This window comes from Microcystis sp. LSC13-02, from assembly GCA_002282935.1.
GTDB lineage: Bacteria > Cyanobacteriota > Cyanobacteriia > Cyanobacteriales > Microcystaceae > Microcystis.
Window position 1 is genome coordinate 1 of the sequence record MTBT01000238.1, and the last position, 19496, is coordinate 19496.

Sequence of the window (19496 nt, forward strand, 5' to 3'; positions counted from 1 at the left end):
AGAAGGATAATGCAAGGTTTTTGAAAGTCCCAATCCTATTTTCTTGCACTAACATCGGACTTTAACAGGTCAAAAGCTTTATTTTAAAAGGTTTTTACCATTATTCAGCAACCCCTAAGTAGGTGGGTGGAATTAAATATAAGATCAACGTAGGTTGGGTTGAAGCATGAAACCCAACGCCCGCATAGTTTATGAAGTGCGCTAACCCATCCTACAAATAATTGTGCCTCCCTACTTAGAGGCTGATAGTTTACTGCTATAAGCTTCTCTAGAATCCTCTCGAATACCTTGCTATGAATAACAAAATAATCTTAACATTTATAGGCTTGACTTTTTTAGCAAGTTGTGCTGATAGTAAACAGTTTCAATGTCAAAAAATCTATCGGATTGCCAACGAAGTAGCCCAAGAAACCAAATCCTTAACCAACGGTCAAGGGAGAGAAATTGACCAAAAAAGTTGGCTATTAGCCGCCGATAAAATCGAACAGGCCGCGGAAAATATGAAAAAATTAGCCCTGAAGGATACCGAACTAGATAAATATAAGACTGCTTTCGCTCAAGTTTACGAAGATTATGCCACGGCCACTCGTGAAATAATTCAAGTTATCGAAACTCGCGATAAAAACGGGGCAAAATTAGCACAGGAAAAGGTAAGAAAGGCCGGACAATTAGAAAAAGAAACTGGCGAAGCTTTTAATACCTATTGTCAAGCACAGTAAAGCAGTTATGAGTTATCAGTTAGAAGGTATTGGGGTTTTGGGGTATTAGTTAAAATTTCCCCATTTCCCCATTTCCCTATCTCCCCATCACCTCACTCCTATACTTTAGGGTTTAATCGCATACAAAGTGCCGACATTTTTACTGCGAGGCATCCGGGAGAAGATGATAAAACCGAATTCTTGCAGATGCTTAACTAAAGCATCGGGACCCTTTTTATGCCATTCCATCATGATAATTTTCATCTGTCCCAATTGACCAGTTGCCGCTAAAGAATCGAGGATTTCGTATTCGGAACCTTCACAATCAATCTTGGCAACTATATCGATGTCGGGATAATCAGAGGTAATACCTTTAAACACATCGGTGAAAGGTTTAAGAATTAAATTGGCTGTAGCGGTTTGTTTCGAGGCAAAAGGTTTTAATTGCTCGTCAATTCCCGTAATTCCGACACTCCCTTTGACAGCATAATCGTATTCTACTTGAATAATTTCATCCCGAGCGCCGACTCCATAATCAAAAGCTTTAATCTTCTCCGCTAGATTAGGATTGAGGGCAAAATTTCTTAAAGCTTGGTCGTAGGTAGCCTTAAAAGGTTCGTAACTATAGACAGCTTTTACATTAGCTCGATTGGCAAAAAAGAGACTAGCAAAACCCGTATTCATACCAATATCGATCGCTACACAGGGCTTGTCATAGAGGAAATTATATACACCTAAAAGAAAAATTTCATGGACGATATCTAAATCCTGTCCCGTCTCGATAATTAACTTAACTCCATCGATCTCGATAATTAGTAACCCGTTCTCATCGATATAAAATTTACAATCGGCCAGAGATTTTAGTGCGTTAGCTTTGTTAAAAACTTTGCTACCCAAGAGGAAATCCTGCTTATTTTTGCTTAAACTGATACCTAGGGGTTTGTAAAAAAGTTGACCAGACTTAGTATCATATTCTACATAATTGGGATTAATATTATGCTCTGCCAACTGACTAGACCAATATTCATCGGTGATATGGGGGTAAGTCTTAAATTGCCGATAGCGTTTATGTACATCTAACAGTTTTTGATAAAGCATTGCTTGTCTAGCCTCGATTTTTTAGGATTGCTGGAGGTAATTTTATGGACAAGTTTGACAAAGTTTGATAGACTTGTCAAGAAAATCCCTCGTCTCTGAGCATCAGAAGTCAGGAAACCCATCTCAAACAAGGTTACACAGACCATCAGGAGTTAACACGCCTTGAATTACTCTGATTTTATATTTTGGTGGATATTAATCCTTTTTAGTGTTCCTTTCTTAACGGCACGCTATATAGGGAAGTCCTTCAATCTCTGGCGAGGTGTTTTTGATGAGGTCGGATTAGCGGTGCTGTCCCTAATCCTGTTTTATTACGCCAGTCGCACCAGTTTCCTCGTTTTCATCGTTTCTCTAGCCTTTAACTACATTATGGTCTGGCTAGTGCTGAAAATGAGCGGCTGGAAAGCGAATCTCCTAGCCACTATCGTTATCGTCATCGATATTCTTGTCCTTGCCTACTTCAAGTATTTCGGCTTTTTTGTGCAGGAAATCATCGGATTGTTCGTTTCTCTCCCCCCTAACTGGAAGGAACTTTCCCCAATTCCCGTGCCTAGCCAAATCCCGCCGGGGGTATCCTTCTATACCTTCCAGATGGTGGCTTTCGTGGTGGACTCCCTACGGGAAAAGAAAAAGAAACCCCTAGCCGTCCTCGATTATGTCAATTTTATCTCCTTTTTCCCGCAAATTGTCGCAGGTCCGATCGAGCGTCGCCGGGATTTATTACCACAAATGGAGGGATTTCGCCTCAAATTTACAGGAGAAAACTTCGAGAAGGGTTTGCGTTGGCTTTCCCTCGGTTTATTTATGAAATTTGTCCTCGCCGATAACATTGCTCCCTACATCGAATTAGATAAGATGATTGACAATGCTTGGTATATCTGGTTTGAGGCCTTTTTATTCACCCTGAGAATCTATTTTGACTTCGGCGGTTATAGCTTTATTGCTGTTGGTTTAGCCTATTTTGTCGGGGTTAGATTGGAATTAAACTTTTTAGCACCCTACACATCCCAAAGTATTAACGAATTTTGGCGACGTTGGCATATTACCCTTAGCACTTGGTTTCGGGATTATGTGTTTTTACCCCTCATGGGTTCCAATAAAAATTGGGCGCCTTTTTATCTATTCATTACTTTTACTCTCTCTGGTTTCTGGCACGGTGCGGCCTGGAATTTCATCTTTTGGGGTGCTTACCACGGGGCATTATTATTATTACTGCGTTATCTAGGCCGACCTTTCTATGCTTTCGTCGGAAAATACGTTTCTCAGCCACAAATTGTCTCCTGGGCTTTAACGCAATTGGCTGTCATTTTTGGTTGTCTCTTTTTCATGGAGATTAACACCAGAAGATTAATCGGGAAAATGTTGGTAATCGCCAATCCTTTCAATTATTCCTTAGCTAATATCGGAGAAATTTTTAGTTCCTATAGTCTCAATCAAGGAGCAGTTTTAAGCGTTGCTTTAGTTCTTGGTATCATTGTTTTAATCCTCGAACATCTGGCTATTGCCCAGAAAAAATTTGAATATGAACTATTGTTATCACCTTGGCTGTCTAAAATATTGCTAGGTTTAACTATTCTCCTAGCTTCCACTAATACCGGTGACTTTATTTACTTTGAATTCTGATGAATACTAAATCCTTTAACATTTTCCCCTGGTTAGCCTCTGTGGGGGTCGCTTGGTCCCTCGGCTTTGTTTACAATGTCATCTACGGTGGCGAATTAAGCTGGTTGCGGATGATGTACGAAGAAAAATCAGCGATCGCAGCTAGGGTCGAAGGACCGCGGCGTTTAATCGTCACGGCAGGATCGGGAGCGCATTATAGCATAAATTCGGAATTAATGGCCAAAGAATTGGGAATGCCTGTGGTTAACTTCGGTTTACAGGGGGACATCGGGTTAAATGTCATTGCCGCTATGATTCTCGAAAAAGCACGCAAAGGGGATGTCATTCTGCTGATTCCTGAATATCTCATGCTCATGGATGAGGACGGTTTTAATCGCGGCGAAGGACTTTGGGGGTCTGCACCTTTTAGCGTCGCTATTGGCAAACCCGGGTTAGGTGGGATACCTTTAAAAACCATGATCGAGGATACTTGGTTATTAGGTATTCCGGGGATGCGTCCAGTCACTAAATCGATGGTTGATTTATTCACCAAAGGCAGAATGACGGGTTATCTTTCCGATCCAATGACTAATACAGGTGATCCGACTATAGTTAAGGAAAGAACGGGGAAATGGTGGCAAATGACCTTTGATACTGCTGCTTCTCCTCATTCAATTAAATTGATTGAAAAACTCAAGAAAGATTTAGAAGCAAAAGGGGCGACTTTAGTGGTTTCTTTGCCCTGGGTTTATGCTAAAAATGATGGTAAAACCGTTGCTAATATTCGCAAGTCGGCTGAAGAATTAAGTCGGGTTGTGCCAACAATTTATGACCCAAAAGACTTGAATATTAAGACAGATTCTACTATTTTTGCTGACACTCACTATCATCTTTTGCCCCCGGTGAGAATTATTCGTTCAGAACAATTAGTTTCGGAACTGAAACCTATTTTACAAGCCTCTGAGCCTAAAAATCAATGAATAAACCTATAACTAAGATTTGCATTCTGGGGGGTGGTTTTGGAGGGTTATACACGGCACTCGATCTGAGTCGATTAACAGCAGTAAAATCGGGTCAATGGCAAATAACTTTAGTCGAGCCGAAAGACCATTTTCTCTTTACTCCCCTTCTCTATGAACTAATTACAGGAGAATTACAACGCTGGGAAATTGCCCCCTCCTACCGTCAATTATTAACAGGAACTCAGGTTAATTTAAAAACTCAAAAAGCCAGTAATATTGACTTAAACAATCATCGAGTATATTTAGAAAATGAGGAAATTTTAGATTACGATTACCTCGTTTTAGCGGTGGGAGTTCGCAATCGTTGGCCCGCTATACCCGGATTAGCCGATTATGGTCTAACTTTCCGTAGTTTAGAGGATGTGGAAAGATTACAAACGGCAATTCATGACTTAGAAACTCAAGGAAAATCCTCAATTAATTTAGCCATTATTGGCGGCGGTCCTAATGGGGTAGAATTAGCCTGTAAGGTGGCTGATCGTTTAGGAAAAAAAGGCAAAGTTCATCTAGTGGAAAAGAACGAGGAAATACTGCAAAACTTCCCTAAATCGGTGCGTGTTGCTTCCTATCGTTCCCTTTTAGCCAAGAATGTTAATCTCTATTTAAACACAGGATTAAAGGAAGTTGCAGCTAATTCCATAACCGTATTTAAAGATAATACAAATGAAGTCATCTCCATTGATTTATTATTGTGGACAGCAGGAACCCAAGCACAGGATTGGATCAATAATTTAGATTGTCAGAAAACAGCACAAGGCAAATTATTAACCCGTTCCAGTTTACAATTAATCGACTATCCCGAAGTTTTTGCCGTTGGGGATATAGCCGAAATTTATCCTAGTAAACAGGTAATTCCTGCCACAGCACAAGCAGCCTATCAAGCAGCCAGTGTAGTAGCCAAAAATATCTCGGCAGTGATCAGAAAAAAATCGCCCCAACCCTATTATTATCTGCATTTAGGAGATATGTTAACCCTGGGTAAACAATCAGCCCTTGTTTCCAGTTTTGGCATTAATATTAGTGGTAAATTAGCCGATATAATGCGTCGTTTTGTCTATATACTGCGTTTACCCAGCAAACGCCATCAATTGAAAGTGTTTCAACATTGGGCAAAAAAAATTCTTCTCCGACTCCGTTATTCACAGGTGTTATCTAATACTAAATCCGTTGAGTATAGGCTACATATCAGGAGAGGCAAAAGGCAAAAGGGAGAATAAATAATCAGTTCCAACCAGGTTGTTAGCCCTTACACAATTGGCTACAATAGCCCTACACAAGCTACGAGAGAAAAGTATGCCTGAATTAAAAATTAGCATTAGTGAGGCTGCTCACAAAACGCTGTTAGCACTCGTTGACTCCTCTGGGGATACGCTCCCAACAGTATTAGACAAAGCCATCGAAAATTATCGCAGATATGTTTTTCTAGTTCAAGCGAATGAAGCCTTCGCCGCCTTAAGGAAGAATGAGACTTTATGGCAAGAGGAAATTTCTGAAAGGCAGACATGGGAGCAAACTCTCGCTGATGGAGTAGAAGGGTAGTGGCAGAAATTACCAGAGGAGAAATATGGCTAGCAGATCTTAATCCAGTAAGGGGGCATGAACAGGCTGGTAAGCGTCCATGTTTAGTGATTTCAGCAGACCTGTTTAATCAGGGTGCATCTGGCTTAGTTGTTGTTTTGCCAGTAACTTCTAAAGACAAAGGAATCCCTTTCCACATAAAAGTGGAACCCCCAGAGGGAGGAGTGAAAATGCCAAGTTTTATCAAGTGCGAGGACGTAAGATCAATCTCAGTAGAACGACTTGAGAAGCGATGGGGAACTGTATCCTCAGAAACCCTGGCATTGGTTGAAGACAGACTGAGAATCTTAATGGGACTGTAATGAAGATAGTTTCACCAATTTGCGCTCCAAGCCCAGGTTTTAGTTTGCATTCTTCCACTGTTCCAATGCCCCCTTCGTGTGACTGTACCATTCTGAATTTGATTACGATTAGGCTTGCCCTCGTAACGCGCCGATAGACCAACCAGTGCTTTCGGCATCGCAACTAAACTCACAGCTTCAATCAATCTGCATGGTGCGTTCCCCAAAATCGATCGGTGGAGCAGTAGGATCCAGATTAGGGAACGCACCCTACAAGATCGGCGATCGCACTCCGTTATTCACAGGTGTTATCTAAGCAACCGATTGAATCAAAAAATACTCGTTAATTGTAGTTAAAATCCATGAAAACCTTTCTCAAAAATATGGCGGCAGCTTGGCAAGCCATCCCGGAGATTCTTGAAAACCTTAAGTCTCTGAATAGTTCTTCCTCAAAATATCAAGATAGACTAACAGAGTTACAAATTGATAATTATCTGCTGGAAAACTTGCATAAAAACCCCAAATATGATAACCCTAAAAAACTAAACCGCTACGAATTTAAGGTTTTTTCACAAGCGGGAGAAGATGGCATTATTAGCGAAATTTTTAATCGCATTGGAACCACAAATAAATTCTTTGTGGAATTTGGAGTTGGCAACGGTTTAGAAAATAATAGTGCCTATTTGTTAGTAAAAGGATGGCAAGGTTATTGGATTGAAGGCAGTGAGCGATTTTGTCAAAGTATTCGCCAATCTTTTGAAGATTTAATTGCTAACCAACAATTAACTTTAAAAAATACTTTCATCACTGGCGAAAATATTGAAGACTTGTTCCGAAAGGGCAATGTACCGACCGAATTAGATTTATTATCCATTGATATTGATGGTAATGATTATTGGGTCTGGCAAGCAATTACTAATTATCGTCCCCGGGTGGTAATTCTCGAATATAATGCTATTTATCCCCCCGAATCGAGTTGGGTGATGCAGTATAATCCCAGTCACCAATGGAAATATAATAGTCATATGGGATCAAGTTTGAAAGCTTTAGAAAAACTTGGTCATCAAAAGGGTTATAAATTGGTAGGTTGTAGTTTTTCGGGAGTGAATGCTTTCTTTGTGCGAGAAGATTTACTCGCAGATCATTTCTGTTCCCCTTTGAGTGCTGAAAATCATTACGAACCCGCGCGCTATTTTCTTTGTTCCCAAAAAGCTGGACATCCTCGCGCTTTTGGCAAATTTAAGACTATTGAATAGGGGAAATTAACTGATAATTAATACAAAGTTAGGGTGCGTTAATTTAAGCAATAACACACCCTAACTGTGTATTAATGCAAGAAATGACGAATTCCAGTCAAGACCATAATTAAACCTAACTCATTAGCGGCTTTAATTGAATCCTGATCTTTTAAAGAACCTCCCGGTTGAACAATTGCCTCGATACCAAACTGGGCCGCCGTGCAAACAGAATCATCAAAAGGGAAAAAACCATCACTAGCTAAATAGCCACCTTTGGCCGCTTCTCCCGCTTGTTCGAGGGCAATTTTTACCGAACCAACGCGATTCATTTGCCCCGCACCAACACCTAAAGTAGTTTGATTTTTTGTCACCACAATAGCGTTAGATTTAACGTGCTTAGATACCTTCCAAGCAAACAGTAATTCCGCTAATTGTGCGGGGGTGGGTTGTTTTTCTGTCACCACGCGCCACTCATCCGGGGTTTCTATCACGTCATCCGATGCTTGCACTAGAAAACCGCCGGCGATAACTTTTACCGTTTGTTTTTCCCCCTGACTTAAATCTGGTAGGGTTAAAATCCGCACTTTTGATTTTTTAGCCAGAATATCCCGGGCGACCGGGCTACAATCGGGGGCAACCACGCATTCTAGGAAGGTTTTCGTTAATTCTTTAGCGGTTGCTTCATCTATGGCTTGATTTAGGGCAACAATACCCCCAAAAGCGGAGGTAGAATCGGCATTAAAAGCTTTAGTATAAGCTTCCACTAAACTACCACCGATCGCCACTCCACAGGGATTAGTGTGTTTCAAGATAGCGGCGGCTGGTTCTTCACTGCCGAATTCGGCGATTAAACGGCGGGCTGCTTCTAAATCGACTAAATTGTTATAACTTAGTTCTTTTCCCTGTAATAAGGTCGCTTTTGCCCAACCTTGAGCCGTTGTACCGCTGCCGTACCAACTGGCACTTTGGTGGGGATTTTCGCCGTAACGGAGGGTTTGCAGGGCATTTCCTGCCAAATTAAAGCGAGTCGTTTCCCCGTTTAAGCTAGCGAAATAGGCAGCGATCGCACCATCGTAGGCATTGGTTAAAGCGAAGGTTTCCCCCGCCATTTTTTGACGGAATTCCAGGGAGATTTCGCCGTTATTTTGCCGTAATTGGCTTAAATACTGCTCGTAATACTTCGGGTTACTGATGACAGTCAAATGGGCGAAATTTTTAGCTGAGGCGCGTAACATCGCCGGACCACCGATATCGATTTGTTCGATCGCCTGAGCGGTGGTAACCTCAGGATTGGCGATCGTCTGTTCAAAGGGATAGAGATTAACCACCACCAAATCAAAAGGACGAATTTGATTAGCCTCCATTTCCGCTAAATCTGACTCCCAATCCCGTCTAGCCAAAATACCGCCATGGATGCGAGGATGGAGAGTTTTCACCCTTCCGCCCAAGATTTCAGGAGATCCTGTATATTCTCCCACTTTAATCACGGGAATTCCCGCCGATTGGAGCGTTTTAGCGGTTCCTCCACTGCTAATAATTTCAAAATCAAATTCTTCTGTTAGCTGACGGGCAAAGTCAACTATTCCGGTTTTGTCAGTGACGCTGATCAGCGCTAAACGTCCCATAGTAGTGATCTATAAGCAACAATTTCAGTATATCCCAGCCCTAACCCGTTAAAAATTAAAAAAAGTAGGTTAGTAAATAATCAGCTGCTTCTATATTTTCGTCTCTCAAATATCAACTTATGCCAAGGAAATTTTTAAACTCCTCCTGGAAAGATTTAGTCTGACTTGTTAAAAAATACAGGATTTTTCAGGGGGGCAATTCAAGTCTGAATTACATCACTGTCTGATCTACCTTCATAGAATACCTCATTCGGGGTACGATAGTCAAGGCATTTTCGAGGACGATTGTTAATTAAGTTTACGGCTCTTTCTACCTCCTCTGGCTTAACAATTTTCAAATTCGTTCCCTTGGGAAAGAATTGTCTTAACAGTCCCTTGGTATGCTCGTTTAATCCCCTCTCCCAAGAATGATCAGGAGTAGCACTCATAAAAATATGCTCCTAGTTTCTTCACGAGACTCTTGATGTCCACAAAATTCTTTGATCTTGTCACAAGTGAAAGTTTTTCTTTTGTCAGGGGGAATCTCTTGGAAAAGTTTTTCGGTGACAAGGGTTGATTTCCGATGCGGTTTTGTTTTTGGCTAATCCTGCTACTAAAAATTTCGAGGCTTTGTCCACATGAGTAACGAGAACTCCTAGATGATTTCCTCCAATCATTGTGTCACTTTCCCAATGACCGATTTCGGTTTTCTGGTCAGCAATTGCTGTTTCTTTTTCCTCGTCTGGCCGCGTAGGTATTCTTGATACTTTCCACAGTCTTGATAGTTCTGATAGATCATTTGATAGATAGTTTCGTGACTGAGAGATTCTTGACCAGCTTTTTTCAGATGACCCGCTATTTGTTCGGGACTATGATAATCTTTCAATCCTTTTTTCACCAACTCTAAGGTAGCCTTGCTGACATTTTTAAAGGGTTGTTTGGCATTTTTTCGCCGCGTCTCGCTTTGAGCTTGTGCTGTGTCAGGTAGATAGCACCCCAGGGAACTTTGATTCCTTTTTAATTCCCGTGATATTGTGCTTTGATAACATCCGAGCCAGACGGCCATTTGCCGTTGAGATAAATTTCCCTCTTGACTAAGTTGGTAGAGCAAGTTTCTTTGTTCTATGTTAAGATGTGGGCGGCTCATTTTTGGGTCTGATTTGTTGTTGTTAATGATCAGACAGTACCTGATGAGCCTTTTTCTGTCAACTCTTGAGGTTGATGCGTTTCATTTTTGAATTGGCGTCAAAATAATCTGGAGGACGAGCTTTTCCCTCATGTCTGATGTTTATCTAATTGGTGGCCCCAATGGTTCCGGGAAAACCACCGTCGCTAAAAAACTTTTACCCAACTTTTTAGGCGTTATCGAGTATGTTAACGCCGATGAAATTGCCGCCGGACTCTCACCTTTTAATCCTGAGTCGGTTGCTATCCAAGCAGGACGGTTGATGTTAGAAAGGCTGGTGACACTGAAGTGCCAAGGAATAGATTTTGCTTTTGAAAGCACCCTGGCAGCCCGACATTTTGCCCGTTTTTTGAGAGACTGTCAAAGTTCTGGCTATAGGCTCAATCTTATTTATTTTTGGCTACAAAGTCCAGAATTAGCTTTAGAGAGAGTTCACAGAAGGGTAGCCAGTGGCGGTCATAATATTCCTGAAGATGTGGTTCTTCGTCGTTATGAGCGGGGACGTATTAACCTAACCCAGTTGTATTTACCTTTGTGCGATACTTGGGTTATCTATAATAATTCTGGGGATGAACCGCACTTAGTTGCCGCATCAGGATTTAATCAACCTCCTATTATTTATAACCCAGACACCTTCCGAATCATTACCAGAAACCAAAATGACTGAACCCACCTTAACGGAACTGCATCAGAAAATCGATACAGGTGTTAGAGTCGCAATCGCAGAAGCAATTGAGAGACACCGCCTCTTAGGAGAATCTATCAGCATTTTCAAAGATGGCCAAATTGTCACCTTAACAGCCGAGCAAATTCTGCCAAAATCCGACTTAGGGTCTAAGTTAAAATAAATAGAAGAACTTTGAAACAGATTCTAGCCAATGACAGTATGACGACCTCTCTAAAGTAAAGAAGAATTTGCCCAACGAGGTGATTATATCTATGGAACTCATATAAAACCTCAAGTTGAGGCTGGGAATGACGGTAAAATCGTTGCTCGATATTGAAACAGGAGCTTTTGAATTGGCTGATACGCCCATGGTAGCAGTCGATCGTTTTTATGACCGTTTACCGGATGCACAGCCTTGAGTAATCCTAATTGGACACCGAGCAGTTTTCCGTTTTGGCACCCACGCTCAAAATATTTGTGGCTCTTCGGTTTGTGTTATGCAATGGACGGGGTTTATAAGCGATGTAACCCTTATATAGAAAGGCATTTAGCGATTTTTGTCAATTATTATTTATGCCCCCCTATCGAACCATACCAAGTAACGAAGAGCCATATTTGTTTACTTTTGTTACAAACGAGAATTTATTTTTGACAAATAGAACAGATTATGGAACGTTGCAAATTCATAGCTCCTGAAGTTATAATTACAACATCATGGGGGTGGTTGGTGCTTAAGCCTTCCCAAAGTCTTGGTGATAAGGGTGCTTCTGGAAGCACTTAAGAGCTGCTCAACAGTGCATGAATGGTCTCCGTTCTTGATGAACATTAAGGAGGGGCTTATGATTGCACCCGTTGTCTACACGACGGTCGGTTCATGCGGGGTGGCGATGCTGCGGAGGTCTGGCGACTACCCAAATGTGCTGGGAGCAGTGTAAGTTGTAGAAAGAGTTCCTTTCCAAGAGCAACGCTTAGGGGTTCGATTCCCCTACCCCGCACTTTTGTAAGTTAAACCCCGATTTTTTACCCAAGAACATCGCGCCAAATATTTGTTTACTTTTGTTACAAACGAGAATTTATTCTTGATAAAAAGCACAAACTATGATACAGAATAAATCTCTAATTCTTGTCTGGTTTAACTATTCACCGATAATTGTCTTCTAGCTTCGTAGAGGATGACAGCAGTAGCGATCGCAACATTTAAAGATTCCACACCACCAAAGAGGGGAATTTTCACCGTTTCATCAGCTAAAGTCGCTAATTGGGGCGATAAACCGGCTCCTTCATTGCCTAATAATATTAAAGTCGGACGGGTAAAATCAATCTCCCAATGGTTTTTAGTGGCTGTGGGTAAAGTTGCGATCGCTTTTACCCCCTGTGCTTGATATTTTTTCACTAAAGCCGATAAATCCGATTCTACCACCAGGGGCGATCGAAACCATTCCCCGGCGGAACTGCGGATCACTTTGGGGTTATCGATTTCGACGCTATCGAGACTTAACCAGATACCCTGTACTTCCGTAGCCACGGCAGTGCGAATAATAGTGCCGAGATTACCCGGATCCTGCAATCTTTCCAAAACTAAGCCCAATTGTAGCGGATTTTGGGGGACTGGATGAAGGTGATGACGGGAAATAGTGGCAATAACACCATCGGGATTAACCGTTGTTGCAAGGGAAGCGAGGACTTCCGGGGAAACTATCTCGACTCGTTTGGCTTGATTTTGAAGCTTCTGCGCTAATTCTCCCTGTCTTTGCCGCCACTTTTCAGTATAAAAAACTGTCTCTAGGGAACAATTCACCGCTAAAGCTGTCTCTAGTAAGTGCGTTCCCTCAATTAAGGACAAATTCTGCTCCTGTCGCTCTCTAGTGCGGTGTAGCTTGCGAATTTGCTTGATTAAAGGGTTTTGAACACTGCTAATCATAGCCGTTACAGGAGAGCGATCAAGACTATAGCCAATAGGATTTTTCACCCCGCTAGGCCTACCCTAAACAACCACGTCTTGAGGGAGATAATGCGGAACTCGGGACTTGAACCCGAAAGTCTTTGCAGACACTAGAACCTGAATCTAGCGCGTCTACCAATTCCGCCAGTTCCGCATTTTTCTTTCACAATCTTTTATTATACTATCGGACAATCCATAAGTCAAGATGGTTCAGATAATTAAGACGAAAATCGCTTTTCGGGGTAGAATCACCAATAATTTCCTCAAAAATCTGATAAAATGCAGTGTCATTTTGCCGAAGCTATCCTTAGCCAAGACTGCCAACCAAGATAAATGAATGATCCTATGACCATCGATACCGAGCATCCCTATTTAGAAATTCAAGGTCGTCACTCTCTCAAGGGTGAAGTCAAGATCAGTGGTGCCAAAAATGCCGCTCTAGTCATTATGGCGGGGGCTTTACTCTGCTCCGACCAGTGCCAGATTAGTAATGTACCTGCCCTGGCCGATATCGAGCGGATGAGTCAAATTCTCTCGGCCTTGGGCGTGCAAGTCCGTCGCACCAAAGATAGACTAGAGATTGATGGCAGAGACCTCAAACAAGCTCAAGCACCCTACGATCTCGTCTCCCAGTTGCGGGCCAGTTTTTTTGCCATTGGACCGATTTTAGCCCGTTTAGGAGAAGCAAAAGTTCCCCTCCCCGGCGGCTGCGCCATTGGGGCCAGACCGGTGGATCTGCACGTTAGGGGTCTCCAGTCAATGGGTGCAGATGTATTAATTGATCGTGGCATGGTACACGCCCGCGTTAAAGGTAATGGTCGTCTGAAAGGGGCGAATATTTATCTGGATTATCCCAGTGTGGGAGCGACGGAAACCCTAATGATGGCGGCGACTTTAGCGGAAGGGGAAACCATTCTCGGTAATGCGGCCCAAGAGCCGGAGGTGATTGATTTAGCCGATTTTTGTGTTTCCATGGGGGCAAAAATTCGCGGTGCCGGGACCAATACAATTGTCATTGAGGGAGTTTCCCGTCTGCACAGTACCGATTACAGTATCATTCCCGATCGCATTGAAGCCGGAACTTTACTGATAGCCGGGGCGATTACCCGCTCAGAAATAAGTCTTTATCCCGTGATTCCGTGCCATTTAGCTTCGGTAATTGCCAAACTGCACGAAATCGGTCCGGAAGTGGTGGAAGATGGTCCCAATCGTCTGCGGATTATCCCTAGGGACTTAAAAGCCACCGATATCGAAACCCTGCCCTATCCGGGTTTTCCCACGGATATGCAGGCCCAATTTATGGCTCTATTAACTTTAGCCGAGGGCAGTAGTGTGGTTAATGAAACGGTTTTTGAAAACCGTCTGCGTCATGTGGCCGAATTAAAGCGTCTGGGAGCAGATATCAAGGTCAAAGGAAATGTGGCTTTAGTGCGCGGTGTGCCTTTCCTATCTGGGGCGCCGGTGATGGCCACGGATCTACGCGCTTCGGCAGCTTTGGTGGTAGCGGGATTGGCAGCCCGGGGGACTACTATTGTGCAGGGACTCCATCACCTCGATCGAGGTTACGATAATTTAGAGGGTAAATTAAGAGCATTAGGGGCAAATTTGCGCCGGGTTGATCCTTTAGCCTCAGAATTGGCTACCTTGAGCCAATCTTAATAGGATGATTAGTTATCGCTGTTCTATCGGTGTTGAGTGGATTTCCCGTGGGCAACAATATAGAACAGCGTTATATTCAATCTAGTTGAGGAGATAAAAAATTAACCTAGTTTCTCCTGATTTCAGAGTTGCGACTCTAGGTTAATCTCACTTTTTTCACCACCTATTCATCCGCTGTAAAATAACGCTCTAGAAAATCGAGAGCATGATTTCTCAAATCATAATATTCTTGAGTTTCTCGCATGGCGTGACGATCCCGGGGATGGGGAAAAGGGACTGTTAAAATCTCACCGATATTAGCATGAGGCCCATTGGTCATTAAAACAATGCGATCGGACATAAAAATTGCCTCATCTACATCATGGGTAATCATGATCACCGCTTGCCGGTGACTCTCCCAAATTTTGAGAACTTCCTGTTGTAATTTTCGCTTAGTTAAAGCATCTAAAGCCCCAAAAGGTTCATCCATCAATAGCATTTTCGGTCGAGTTACCAAAGCGCGAGCGATGCCCACCCGCTGCTTCATTCCGCCGGAGATTTCTTCGGGATATTTATCAGCAGCGGCCGTTAAATGCACCATAGCTAAATGTTCATTAACAAGGCTATTTTTTTCAACTTTACTAGCACTTTTAAGAACTTCATCCACCGCCAAACGAATATTTTCTCGCACTGTCAACCAGGGCAAAAGAGAATAATGTTGAAAAACCATCATGCGGTCGGCCCCCGGTTGACGAATTAACTTTCCTTCTAAAGTGACCTGTCCCGAGGAGGCTTGTTCTAAACCAGCGATAATTTTTAAAAGCGTCGATTTGCCACAACCAGAATGACCGATCACCGAAATGTATTCTTGGGAACCAATAGTCAGATTGACCCCATCGAGAACGACAAAATTACTGCCATCAGCTTTAGGGTAAGCTTTAACGATATTTTTAATTTCTAAAAATTCCTCCCCAGAAAAGGAACCTGAGATCGAGTTAGGAACAGAGGAGAATTGAGCCATAATAATTATCCCTGCAAATAAAAGAATTGAGGTAAATTGGCGCGAATTTCAAAACTATTGAGATAACCAACGAGATCGCTAGGATCAAAAGCTTTTTGATCGATAAAAGACCTTGCTGGTACAACGTAATAATCCTCGCTGGGACAAATAATACCCATATCGTCGGCGATTTGACGGTATAAATCGGTTCTCCAAGCTTTTTTGGCTATTTCTTCGGCATTTTTGGGTATTTCAGCAATCTGTCCCCAGCGAGCGGCTTGGGTGATTAACCAAAGACTTTCGGATTGCCAGAGAAAGGTAGAATGATCGTGATCGGCTTTGGCAATATCCTCGGGCATGGCGAAAAAAATTGTCGTGGCTATGTCCTTAACCAGACGTTTTCGATCATCGAAACCGCCATAGTTGTAATCGCCAACAATGCCGGGGCGGGTCAATTGTGGTTTTGCCCCTGTAAACGAGCGCCCGGAAATGATCGTCGCTACTTCCTCTCGATTTTCAGGTCGATCGCAATACTGACAAGCTTCAATCATCGCTTTGACTAAAGAGCGATAGGTTTTCGGGTTTTCTTCGATAAAAGACTCCATCACGGCTAGAATGCGATCGGGGTGTCCTTGCCAGATTTCCCGTCCTTGGGCAAAGGTAAAACCGACCCCTTCGTGACCAGTAATCGCCCTAGTGTTCCAGGGTTCGGCCACCATATAAGCTTGCATTGTGCCAATACGCATATTGTTGACCATCTGCGGTGGCGGAATAATCAAAAGACGAAATTCCTCAATGGGATTAATGCCCATCGATGCCGTCAGATAACGCAGGAAGTATTCATAGATGGAGGAACTCAAGACTGCTGCCCAGATGCGCTCTTCTGGGGGGATACTCTGGAAATAGGCGTGCAGTTGCTTGCCCGCTTGCTGAAGATCGCCATTATACTCTCGCCAAGGTCGAAGGCCAAAATCCCACATCGGCCGGTTCATGGTCATAGCGTTGCCGTGACGATGAATAGTCATCGCCCCACACAGAGGGGCAACCCGCGCCCCTTCTGCCCCCGTCCTCGCATTGGTAATCGCCCCGGAGACCACGGGAGAAGCGTCCAAGCGTCCGAAGATAATCCCATCACGGGAATTCGCCCAACTTGCTTCCCGACTGAGGGTGACATTCAGTCCATACTTGCGAAAAAAGCCTTTTTCCCAGGCAACCGCGAAGGGGGCGCAATCATTGACGGGGACATATCCCACGGTGAGGTTAGGTTTTTCTAGGGTTTTCGGATCGATAATCGGGGTTACGGCCAGGGCTGCCTCGGTTAATCCCGTCGGGTTGCGACTGGCATTGATAGTACAGGCAGTCAGGCTACCAGTAACCAGGGTCGTCCCCAATCCTTGAAGGAAGGTACGTCTAGATATGGGGGGAATCATGGTATTAACTGCCCGGTTTAGCGGGACGATGGGTGACAAGGACTTGTAAACGGCTAATTAGGTAATCGAGGATTAAACCGGTAACACCAATGACAATCACCGCCAGAAAGACGGAACTAAGGTTTAAGCGATTCCACTCATCCCAAAGAAAAAACCCGATTCCCACACCTCCGGTTAACATTTCCACGGCTACGATGACTAACCAAGCAATTCCTAAACTTAAGCGCAATCCCGTAAAAATGTAAGGCAAACTAGCGGGGAGGATAATTTTAAAAATCTGGCGATATTTGGGCATTTCTAGGACTCTGGCCACATCGATATAGTCTTTGGGTACACTACCGACTCCTAGGGCTGTATTAATCATGGTTGACCAGAGGGAGGTGATAAAAATAACAAAAATGGCCGAGGGTTCCGCGACTCCAAACATGGCTAGAGAGATGGGTAGCCAAGCTAGGGGGGAAACGGGGCGTAGAATTTGAATGATCGGATTGAGGATGAGCATAGCCGGCCGGGATAGCCCGATGAGAAACCCGACCGGAATAGCCACTAATGCTCCCAACAGAAAACCAATTAAGACGCGTCGCAAACTGGCTAGTAATAGCCAACCAATGCCGAGATTGCCCGGACCGCGACGATAGAAGGGATGGAGAATATAATCGAGATTGCTAGTCAAGGCCTGCCAAGGATTGGGCATCAATTCACTTCGGAAAGTCGCAATTATCCACCAGAGGGTAATCAGACCGATAAAACCCATCGCCGGATACAGTACCACATCCTTGAACAGCCAAGCTTTCGCTTGCCTGCCTGTGGCACGCGCAGCGACTAAAATAGCCGCAATATTCATGTTATTTACCCTTATATGAGGATCGAGGTACAGATAATGAGCAGTACCAACCAAGAATCCTGAAAGAGTCAGAATATTTGCAGGAATATCTCCTATTCTGTTTCCCTTCAGTCTTCCCCCAATGCCGACGAAGTTAGCTGACGGGCTAGGACTGAGAGATGTCCTTTTCATTGACTGAAATGCGCCCCAAATTCGGTTCCTCCGCTTCAACACACCGTCGTTGAATTAGGCTGACTTACTCTATTTGCTCAAAATGATAGCACATTCGATCGAGTTGTGGGAAAATCCCGGTCGCCTCTGATACTAAATCCTTTTTTAACAGTATGATTAACTCCCAATCCAACTTTAAAAACCCACTCCCCACTTCCCACTTCCCCACTTCCTTACTTCCTAATTCATAACGGGAGTCCGAAGCGATCGCATTCACCAAATCTTAGCCATTACTAACTCAAACCCCGGCAATTCTGGATCACCACTAACGGTTTCAGGATCATTTAAAATTTCTGGTTCTCGATGGGGGCGATAAATATAGACTTGGCGATTTTGGCGATCGATTAACCAACCCAATAAAGTACCATTGGCAATATATTCCTCCATCTTTTTCTGCAAACTGGATACTCTATCACTAGCAGAACGTAATTCAATGACAAAATCGGGACAGATGGGGGCAAAAGAGGCTTTTTGTTTTTCTGTTAAAGCATTCCAGCGTTCTAATTTAATCCAAGCAGCATCGGGTGAACGAGTCGCACCATTGGGCAGCGTAAAACCCGCACTAGAATCAAACCCCAGTCCCGTTCCATCTAGTTCTGACCAGTTCCAAAGTTGAGCGGCGATATTAAAATTGCGATTACCCGTATCTGAAAAAGCAGGGGGCATAACGATCACTTCTCCACTGGCACTGCGTTCAATGCGTAAATCTCGATTGGCTAAACAAAATTCATAAAACTGCTCCTCCGTCATCGGCATAATCCAAGGAAGATCGATCATCAGAGGAGCCGAGGTCGCTTGTACAAGTAGTGTCGTCATATTTTCCCCCTACTCAAGAATTACATGAGTTAACAACTGAATGCCCCTCAATCTTAACTTAGCTCTTGTCATCGGCATTGTTGACTACTAGAGATAGAATGCGATCGCTCTTAACCTTGCTAAAGAAGCCTGACGGAGAGGAATGTAAATATTTATAAAAATGTAGCTTAAAATACAGTTGTGGGGGTGGGCGTGTGTATTGTTTTGTTGTCCGTCTTTTCAGAAAAAGAAACCACAAAAGTATTCTAATACCATCAATAAAATCCCACAATTCCCCTTCATTAATTGGAGGGGTTTTTATTAGTTGTCAGTTGATTGTTAACTGTTCCGCGAGCGAGATTTGAGGATAATTCAGCAGATAAACTACCATAAATGCTTGGGGATAGTTTTTCCTAGCTTAGGGGGACTGAAAGTTTAATTTTCCCTCTGTTATTCAAATAGAATTATGAAACCCTCTTGCTGAAAATGATTGTCGTGAGTTAACACTTGACTGATTTTTAAGCGCTGCATGACCGTCATCGAAAATTTTGGGTCTGAAACCCCGTCGTTCTACGACGGCTTTACTGTTAAATATTAACACATTTACCAAATATATGCTAAAATGTGAGACATGGAAAAAGCCTATTCGTTTCGATTTTACCC

17 protein-coding genes, 1 tRNA gene, 3 pseudogenes and 1 riboswitch are annotated in these 19496 nt (G+C 43.1%); of the genes and pseudogenes, 10 read left to right on the top strand and 11 right to left on the bottom strand.

Going from position 1 to position 19496, the window contains the following annotated elements:
* The first annotated feature begins 293 nt into the window (after window positions 1–293).
* Window positions 294–719: a hypothetical protein gene (locus tag BGL89_RS14815; RefSeq protein WP_286826349.1), complete on the top strand. Its 426-nt coding sequence runs from the start codon at window positions 294–296 to the stop codon at window positions 717–719.
* 105 nt (window positions 720–824) lie between these two features.
* Here the strand turns inward: BGL89_RS14815 and BGL89_RS14820 are convergent, their stop codons facing one another.
* Window positions 825–1796, bottom strand: a complete 972-nt coding sequence (locus BGL89_RS14820) for an FkbM family methyltransferase (RefSeq protein ID WP_286826350.1) — start codon at window positions 1794–1796, stop codon at window positions 825–827.
* 162 nt (window positions 1797–1958) lie between these two features.
* Here BGL89_RS14820 and BGL89_RS14825 point away from each other — a divergent pair, with 162 nt between their 5' ends.
* From BGL89_RS14825 to BGL89_RS14850, 6 genes are all read left to right on the top strand, one after another.
* On the top strand, window positions 1959–3419 hold the full coding sequence (locus BGL89_RS14825; protein ID WP_286826351.1) for an MBOAT family O-acyltransferase: 1461 nt from the start codon (window positions 1959–1961) through the stop codon (window positions 3417–3419).
* Complete coding sequence (locus tag BGL89_RS14830) at window positions 3419–4378, top strand: hypothetical protein (protein WP_286826352.1); 960 nt, start codon at window positions 3419–3421, stop codon at window positions 4376–4378. The genes BGL89_RS14825 and BGL89_RS14830 overlap by 1 nt, the downstream gene beginning before the upstream one ends.
* The gene (locus BGL89_RS14835) at window positions 4375–5637 is read left to right on the top strand and encodes an NAD(P)/FAD-dependent oxidoreductase (RefSeq protein WP_286826353.1); all 1263 of its coding nucleotides are present in this window, start codon (window positions 4375–4377) and stop codon (window positions 5635–5637) included. The genes BGL89_RS14830 and BGL89_RS14835 overlap by 4 nt, the downstream gene beginning before the upstream one ends.
* A 76-nt stretch (window positions 5638–5713) precedes the next feature.
* A complete protein-coding gene (locus tag BGL89_RS14840) occupies window positions 5714–5959 on the top strand; it encodes a hypothetical protein (RefSeq protein ID WP_002739747.1) in 246 nt (81 codons plus the stop codon).
* Window positions 5959–6300 carry a type II toxin-antitoxin system PemK/MazF family toxin gene (locus tag BGL89_RS14845; protein ID WP_012268344.1) on the top strand — a complete coding sequence of 114 codons (342 nt, stop codon included), beginning with the start codon at window positions 5959–5961 and terminating at the stop codon, window positions 6298–6300. Before BGL89_RS14840 ends, BGL89_RS14845 begins: the two co-directional genes overlap by 1 nt.
* Before the next feature lie 341 nt (window positions 6301–6641).
* Window positions 6642–7535 carry a hypothetical protein gene (locus BGL89_RS14850; RefSeq protein ID WP_286826354.1) on the top strand — a complete coding sequence of 298 codons (894 nt, stop codon included), beginning with the start codon at window positions 6642–6644 and terminating at the stop codon, window positions 7533–7535.
* Window positions 7536–7606: 71 nt separating this feature from the next.
* Here BGL89_RS14850 and purH read toward each other — a convergent pair whose 3' ends face one another.
* The 3 genes and pseudogenes from purH to BGL89_RS21495 all read right to left on the bottom strand — a co-directional run.
* Window positions 7607–9142, bottom strand: coding sequence for a bifunctional phosphoribosylaminoimidazolecarboxamide formyltransferase/IMP cyclohydrolase (purH, locus tag BGL89_RS14855; protein WP_286826355.1), 1536 nt, complete (start codon window positions 9140–9142; stop codon window positions 7607–7609).
* 200 nt (window positions 9143–9342) lie between these two features.
* Window positions 9343–9846: pseudogene (locus BGL89_RS21490) on the bottom strand (IS30 family transposase); the annotation flags it as partial.
* Between the two features lie 26 nt (window positions 9847–9872).
* Window positions 9873–10268, bottom strand: a pseudogene (locus BGL89_RS21495) (transposase); the annotation flags it as partial.
* Window positions 10269–10398: 130 nt separating this feature from the next.
* Between BGL89_RS21495 and BGL89_RS14865 the strand changes: the two are divergent.
* On the top strand, window positions 10399–10974 hold the full coding sequence (locus BGL89_RS14865) for an ATPase (protein ID WP_286826356.1): 576 nt from the start codon (window positions 10399–10401) through the stop codon (window positions 10972–10974).
* Window positions 10967–11155, top strand: coding sequence for a hypothetical protein (locus tag BGL89_RS14870; protein WP_286826357.1), 189 nt, complete (start codon window positions 10967–10969; stop codon window positions 11153–11155). Before BGL89_RS14865 ends, BGL89_RS14870 begins: the two co-directional genes overlap by 8 nt.
* 951 nt (window positions 11156–12106) lie before the next feature.
* Here the strand turns inward: BGL89_RS14870 and BGL89_RS14875 are convergent.
* A complete protein-coding gene (locus BGL89_RS14875; RefSeq protein ID WP_286826363.1) occupies window positions 12107–12895 on the bottom strand; it encodes a TrmH family RNA methyltransferase in 789 nt (262 codons plus the stop codon).
* Between the two features lie 91 nt (window positions 12896–12986).
* A tRNA-Leu gene (locus tag BGL89_RS14880) sits at window positions 12987–13070 on the bottom strand.
* 191 nt (window positions 13071–13261) lie between these two features.
* On the opposite strand from BGL89_RS14880, the gene murA reads away from it, so the two are divergent.
* Window positions 13262–14575, top strand: a complete 1314-nt coding sequence (gene murA, locus BGL89_RS14885; RefSeq protein ID WP_286826358.1) for a UDP-N-acetylglucosamine 1-carboxyvinyltransferase — start codon at window positions 13262–13264, stop codon at window positions 14573–14575.
* Window positions 14576–14738: 163 nt separating this feature from the next.
* Here murA and BGL89_RS14890 read toward each other — a convergent pair whose 3' ends face one another.
* The 5 genes and pseudogenes from BGL89_RS14890 to BGL89_RS21500 form a co-directional block, all read right to left on the bottom strand.
* Window positions 14739–15575, bottom strand: a complete 837-nt coding sequence (locus BGL89_RS14890) for an ABC transporter ATP-binding protein (RefSeq protein ID WP_286826359.1) — start codon at window positions 15573–15575, stop codon at window positions 14739–14741.
* Between the two features lie 5 nt (window positions 15576–15580).
* Window positions 15581–16984 carry a CmpA/NrtA family ABC transporter substrate-binding protein gene (locus BGL89_RS14895; RefSeq protein WP_286826360.1) on the bottom strand — a complete coding sequence of 468 codons (1404 nt, stop codon included), beginning with the start codon at window positions 16982–16984 and terminating at the stop codon, window positions 15581–15583.
* 4 nt (window positions 16985–16988) lie between these two features.
* Window positions 16989–17828, bottom strand: coding sequence for a nitrate ABC transporter permease (ntrB, locus tag BGL89_RS14900; protein WP_286826361.1), 840 nt, complete (start codon window positions 17826–17828; stop codon window positions 16989–16991).
* Window positions 17829–17935: 107 nt separating this feature from the next.
* Window positions 17936–18070: riboswitch (cyclic di-AMP (ydaO/yuaA leader) on the bottom strand.
* Window positions 18071–18251: 181 nt separating this feature from the next.
* Window positions 18252–18854: a Uma2 family endonuclease gene (locus tag BGL89_RS14905; protein ID WP_286826362.1), complete on the bottom strand. Its 603-nt coding sequence runs from the start codon at window positions 18852–18854 to the stop codon at window positions 18252–18254.
* 429 nt (window positions 18855–19283) lie between these two features.
* Window positions 19284–19376 (bottom strand): annotated as a pseudogene (locus BGL89_RS21500) (type II toxin-antitoxin system VapC family toxin); the annotation flags it as partial.
* Between the last annotated feature and the right edge of the window lie 120 nt (window positions 19377–19496).